General features: G+C 60.3%; 4 protein-coding genes. All 4 read right to left on the reverse strand.

The window, feature by feature from the left end:
• A partial coding sequence (locus ABYM29_RS14345; protein ID WP_372865471.1) for a phosphoglycerate kinase occupies positions 1-813 on the reverse strand: 813 nt, incomplete at its 3' end.
• A gap of 94 nt (positions 814-907) precedes the next feature.
• The gene (locus tag ABYM29_RS14350) at positions 908-1,909 is read right to left on the reverse strand and encodes a type I glyceraldehyde-3-phosphate dehydrogenase (protein WP_372865472.1); all 1,002 of its coding nucleotides are present in this window, start codon (positions 1,907-1,909) and stop codon (positions 908-910) included.
• Positions 1,909-3,906, reverse strand: coding sequence for a transketolase (gene tkt, locus ABYM29_RS14355; RefSeq protein ID WP_372865473.1), 1,998 nt, complete (start codon positions 3,904-3,906; stop codon positions 1,909-1,911). Before tkt ends, ABYM29_RS14350 begins: the two co-directional genes overlap by 1 nt.
• A 174-nt stretch (positions 3,907-4,080) precedes the next feature.
• Entirely contained in the window at positions 4,081-5,742 is a 1,662-nt protein-coding gene (gene ettA, locus ABYM29_RS14360; RefSeq protein WP_372865474.1) for an energy-dependent translational throttle protein EttA, read from the reverse strand.
• Positions 5,743-6,184: the final 442 nt, after the last annotated feature.

Here is a 6,184-nt window from a genome sequence, read left to right on the forward strand (position 1 = left end):
CAGGGTCGCCGGCTCGTTTTCGTCGAATTTCTTACCGGTCATCACATCTGAAGGCAGTGGGATATCGCACTTCTCCATCAGCGCCTTGGCCTGGGGAATCAAATCGTCTTCACACAGCGACTTGCCGACGTTGTAACCGGCAGCGGCCAAAAAGGTGTTGGCGATGCCGCCGCCGACAATCAACTGATCGACTTTGTCAGACAAGGTTTCCAGCACGGTGAGCTTGGTCGATACTTTCGAGCCACCGACGATGGCCACCATCGGCCGCGCGGGATTGGCCAGGGCCTTTTCCAGATTCTCCAGCTCGTCGGCCAGCAGCGGGCCGGCGCAGGCCGTGGGGGCGAACTTCGCCACACCGTGGGTAGAGGCCTGGGCGCGGTGAGCAGTGCCGAAAGCGTCCATCACAAAAATATCGCAGAGCGCGGCGTAGGCCTTGGCCAACGCCTCGTCATCTTTCTTTTCACCGGCGTTAAAGCGCACATTTTCCAGCAGTACCAGCTGGCCAGCTTCCAGCTCAACACCGTCGCGCCAATCGGCCAGCAGCGGCACGTCCTGGCCCAGTGCCTCACTCAAATAAGCGGCCACCGGTGCCATAGAGTACTTGTCTTCAAACTCGCCTTCGGTCGGGCGGCCCAGATGCGACATGACAATGACTTTTGCACCCTGCTCCAGCGCCAACTTCAGGGTGGGCAGTGCCGCGCGCAGGCGCGCATCCGAACTGACCTTGCCGTCTTTAATCGGCACATTGAGATCTTCGCGTATCAGCAGGCGCTTGCCCGCCAGATCCAAATCGCGCATTTTCAATACGTTCATAACACTTCCCGTTTTACTTTCCATTTGCCGAATTCAATTCGCCCGTCTGTACAGCTCTCTACGCAAACCTGGCTGGGCCGCGCCTCACCACCGCTCAACGCAGCCAGTGAGCGACCATATCCAACATCCGGTTGGCATAGCCCCATTCATTGTCGAACCAGGTCAGCACGCTAACCAGTTCATCCGCCACTCGGGTCTGCCCGGCGTCGACAATGCCCGAGCGCGGATCGTGGTTAAAGTCACAGGATGCCAGCGGCTCGTCACTCACCCCCAGTACCGCGCTCAACCTACCGCGCGCCGCCATTTGCAAGGCCGTGTTGACATCGCCGGGCGACACCCGCGACGACAGCGTGACACTCAGCTCCATCGCCGACACATTGTGGGTGGGAATACGCACCGCGCGCGCCGCAAAACGGCCATCCAACTCGGGCAGTATCCGGCCGATCCCCGCCGCCAGACCGGTGTCCACCGGGATCATCGACATGCCCGCCGCCCGCGTCTTGCGCAGATCGGTATGGTGATAGGCATCCAATACCGGCTGGTCATTCATTGCCGAGTGAATGGTGGTAATCACCCCCGAGCGCACCCCAAAGGCGCGGTGCAGCACGTCGATCACCGGCGTAATACCGTTGGTGGTACAGGAGGCGTTGGAAATAATCCGCTGCTCGCTGTCCAGCTCCAGGTGATTCAAGCCGTACACATAGGTGGGGATATCGGCCTCGCCGGGCTGCGACAGCAGCACATGGCGGGCACCGCGGTGCAAATGGTCTTGCAGCTCGGCCTTGCTGGCCAGCGTACCACTGCACTCCAGCACCACATCGATATTGTGACGACTCCAGTCGACATCGCGCAATTGCTCGCAGTGACTCACGGCAATCTCGTCGCCGTTAATCCGCAGACACTGCACACCCTGCTCCACCGTCCCCATAAAGCGCCCGTGGGTGCTGTCGTAGCGGGTCAGGTGGGCAATGGTATCCAGGTCGGCCGGTTCATTAATGGCGACGATACGCATCTGCTCGCGCATCGGCGACTCGTAGAGCGCCCGCAACACGCAGCGCCCGATACGCCCATAGCCATTAATCGCCAGTCGGATCATCAGTCTATGCAGTCCTCAACGGCCGCCACCACCGCCTCCGTGGTAATACCGAAGTACTTGAACAGCTCGCCGGCCGGCGCCGACTCACCAAAGCTATCCATGCCGACGATGCGGCCGTCCAGGCCGACATATTTGTACCAGTAATCTTTGTGCGCCGCTTCCACCGCTACCCGCGCCAGCACATTGCTGGGCAGTACCGACTCGCGGTAGTAACCGTCCTGTGCCTCGAAGGCATCGGTGCTAGGCATCGACACCACGCGCACCTTGCGACCTTTTTCAGCCAGCTGCTGCTGGGCTTCCATCGCCAGTTTCACCTCGGAACCGGTGGCGATAATGATCGCTTCGGGCTCACCGTCACAGTCGCTCAGCACATAACCACCGCGGGCAATTGCCGCCACCTGGGCGCTGCTGCGATTCTGGTGAGGAAGGCCCTGGCGGGTAAAGATCAGCGCAGTGGGGCCGTCGGCGCGTTCCAGCGCCGCACGCCAGGCCACGGCCGACTCCACCATATCGCAGGGGCGCCACAGCGACATATTCGGCGTGCCGCGCAGCGAGGCAATCTGCTCGATAGGCTGGTGGGTCGGACCGTCTTCGCCCAAGCCGATAGAGTCGTGGGTGTAAACGAAGATACTGCGCTGCTTCATCAACGCCGCCATACGCACCGCGTTGCGGGCATATTCCATAAACACCAGGAAGGTGGCGCCGTAGTTGATAAAGCCGCCGTGCAGGGCGATGCCGTTCATCATCGCCGACATGCCAAACTCGCGCACGCCGTAGTGCAGGTAGTTGCCGCTGGCATCTTCGGCGGTAATCGCCTTGGAACCCTTCCACCAGGTCAGGTTGGAACCGGCCAGATCGGCAGAGCCGCCCAGCAACTCGGGCAGCATCTCGCCGTAGGCATCCAGACACAGCTGCGAGGCCTTGCGAGTGGCCACTTCTTTACCCTCGTCCTGGCACTGGGCAATAAAGGCATCGGCCTGTTGGGCAAAATCAGCGGGCAGGGTGTTATCCAGGCGGCGCGCCAGCTCAGCCGCCAGCTCCGGGTAGGCGGCCTGATAGGCGGCGAAACGCTCGTTCCAGGCCTGCTCGGCAGCGGCGCCGCGCTCGCGGGCACTCCAGGCAGTGTAAATGTCATCGGGCACTTCAAAGCTGCCGTGGGGCCAGTTCAAGGCCTCGCGGGTCAGGGCAATCTCATCGTCGCCCAGCGGCGCGCCGTGGCACTCTTCCTTGCCCTGCTTGTTGGGCGAACCCTTACCGATAAGCGTTTTACAGCAGATCAGCGTCGGCTTGTTGGGCTCGGCGCGACCGGCCTCAATGGCGGCGGCAATCGCGTCGCTGTCGTGGCCATCGACCGCCGGAATCACCTGCCAGCCATAGGCCTCAAAACGCTTGGGGGTGTCGTCGTTGAACCAGCCTTCCACTTCACCGTCGATGGAAATGCCGTTGTCGTCGTAGAAGGCAATCAGTTTGCCCAGCCCCAGCGTGCCGGCCAGCGAGCACACTTCGTGGGAAATACCTTCCATCAAGCAGCCATCACCGAGGAAGGTGTAAGTGTAGTGATCGACAATGTCGTGGCCGTCGCGGTTGAACTGCGCCGCCAGAATCTTTTCCGCCGCCGCCATACCCACCGCATTGGCAACACCCTGGCCCAGCGGGCCGGTAGTGGTTTCAACACCGGCGGTGTAGCCGTACTCCGGGTGTCCGGGAGTTTTACTGTGCAGCTGGCGGAAGTTTTGCAAATCGTCAATGCTCAGATCGTAGCCGCTGAGGTGCAGCAGCGAGTAGATCAGCATGGAGCCGTGGCCATTGGACAGCACAAAACGGTCGCGGTTAGCCCACTCGGGGTTGGCCGGGTTGTGCTGCAGATAATCGCGCCACAGAACCTCGGCAATATCGGCCATACCCATCGGCGCGCCGGGGTGGCCCGACTTGGCTTTCTGGACGGCGTCCATACTCAAGGCGCGAATGGCATTAGCGAGGTCGCTACGTGAAGGCATTGGGGGACTCCTGAAATTTCGGTGGCGGCAAAGAGGGCGCTATTTTCCCCTACCCCGCGCCATACAGCAAATCTCAGGAATGTAAAAATGGCCGCTGCGGCCCACAAATACCGGATTTATGGACCGCGGCGCGCGCTGTCGATAGCGCGGCGGCCGAGCGCCGCCCAAAAGACACTATTTCAGCTTTTTGTACTTCATCCGCTTGGGCGCGGCATTGCTGCCTTTGCGGGCAACGAAATCCTCGTGGTATTCGTTGTAGTTGCCCTCGAAGAACACCACCTCGCTGTCGCCCTCATAGGCCAGAATATGGGTGGCGATACGGTCCAGGAACCAGCGATCGTGGGAAATCACCAGCGCGCAGCCGGGGAAGTCCAGCAGCGCGTCTTCCAGGGCGCGCAGGGTTTCCACATCCAGGTCGTTGGACGGCTCATCCAGCAGCAGCACATTGCCGCCCTCTTTCAGGGTGCAGGCCAACTGCAGGCGACCGCGCTCCCCCCCGGACAGCTCACCGACGCGCTTTTGCTGATCACTGCCCTTAAAGTTAAAGCGGCCGATATAGGCCCGCGACGGGATTTCATAGCTGCCGATACGCAGCACATCCATACCGCCGGACACCGCTTCCCAGACGGTCTGGCTGTCGTCCAGGGCGTCGCGCATCTGCTCCACCGACACCAGCTTCACCGTTTCGCCCAGCTCGATGCTGCCCGAGTCCGGCTGCTCACGGCCGCTGATCATCTTGAACAGCGTCGACTTACCGGCGCCATTGCCGCCGACAATACCGACAATCGCACCCTTGGGAATACTGAAATTCAAGTCGTTAATCAGCGCGCGCTCGCCATAGCCCTTGCTGACATGGTTAACGTCGATCACCTTGTCGCCCAAGCGCGGACCCGGCGGAATATAAATCTCATTGGTTTCGCTGCGCGACTGGAATTCCTGCGACTGCATTTCTTCAAAGCGCGCCAGACGCGCCTTGCTCTTGCTCTGGCGGCCCTTGGCATTGCTGCGCACCCATTCCAGCTCGGTGGCAATGGATTTTTTGCGCGACGCCTCCGACTTGGCCTCCTGCGCCAGACGCTGCTCCTTGGCTTCCAGCCAATCGGAGTAATTGCCCTCGTAGGGAATACCGCGACCGCGGTCCAGCTCCAGAATCCAGTTGGCGGCATTATCCAGGAAGTAGCGATCGTGGGTAATGGCCACCACGGTGCCGGGAAAATCGCAGAGAAAACGCTCCAGCCAGCCCACCGACTCCGCGTCTAAGTGGTTGGTCGGCTCGTCCAGCAGCAACATATCCGGGCTGGACAGCAGCAGGCGGCACAGCGCCACGCGGCGGCGCTCACCCCCGGAAATTTTCGTGACATCGGCATCCCAGGGCGGCAGGCGCAGGGCATCGGCCGCGACCTCCAGCTTGTGATCCAGGTTGTGGGCGTCAGTGGCTTGAATGATGTCTTCCAGCTCCGCCTGGCGCTTGGCCAGCGCGTCGAAGTCGGCATCGGGCTCGGCGTAGGCCGCATACACCTGATCCAGCTCGGTCAGCGCATTCTTGGCCTCGGCGACGCCATCCTCGACATTACCGCGCACATCTTTTGCGGGGTCCAGCTCCGGCTCCTGAGGCAAATAGCCGATCTTTATGCCCGGCTGCGGCCGCGCCTCGCCGTTAAACTCGGTGTCGACGCCGGCCATAATACGCAGCAGCGTCGATTTACCGGAACCGTTCAAACCGAGCACGCCGATCTTGGCGCCGGGAAAGAAAGAAAGCGAAATATCACTGAGAATCTCGCGCTTGGGCGGCACGACTTTGCTCACGCGATTCATGGTGTAAACGAATTGCGCCATAGTAACTCCTGAATGCACAACTGGCTCGCTCTGCAGCGAGGTTTTGGAAATTGAGCGAACGTTACCGAAAGGGGGGATGTAAGGCAATCCATGGCGGCGGAGAAGCCACGCTTTGACCCCGACTGCGAAGACCAGCCGGTCATACCGAACCACACAACACGCGACGCCACCGAGCCGCCAGCACTCAAGCCAGCCAACACGCAGCAACAGCAATCCACCAACGAGCTCGGCGGGCTTCGGCCCACCTGCCAAAATTCAACGAGAATATAAAAACTTTAAAAAACTAAAAAACTAAAAAACCTATGACTGACATACTGAGCACAGCCTCATAAAAAACAAAGAAAAGCCAACTATCAACAATCAACAATCAACAATCAACAACAGCAAGTTTGGCGAAGCCCCCGAGAATCGGCCCTCGACGGCAACCAATAAATCCCTTCAA

The organism is Spongiibacter sp. (genome assembly GCF_041602295.1).
In the GTDB taxonomy this organism is placed as follows: Bacteria; Pseudomonadota; Gammaproteobacteria; order Pseudomonadales; family Spongiibacteraceae; genus Spongiibacter.

Bases quoted from the DNA above. Each gene is read 5' to 3' on its own strand.
- ABYM29_RS14350 (WP_372865472.1), bottom strand. From the start codon at position 1,909: ATGATCCGACTGGCGATTAATGGCTATGGGCGTATCGGGCGCTGCGTG.
- tkt (WP_372865473.1), bottom strand. From the start codon at position 3,906: ATGCCTTCACGTAGCGACCTCGCTAATGCCATTCGCGCCTTGAGTATG.
- ettA (WP_372865474.1), bottom strand. From the start codon at position 5,742: ATGGCGCAATTCGTTTACACCATGAATCGCGTGAGCAAAGTCGTGCCG.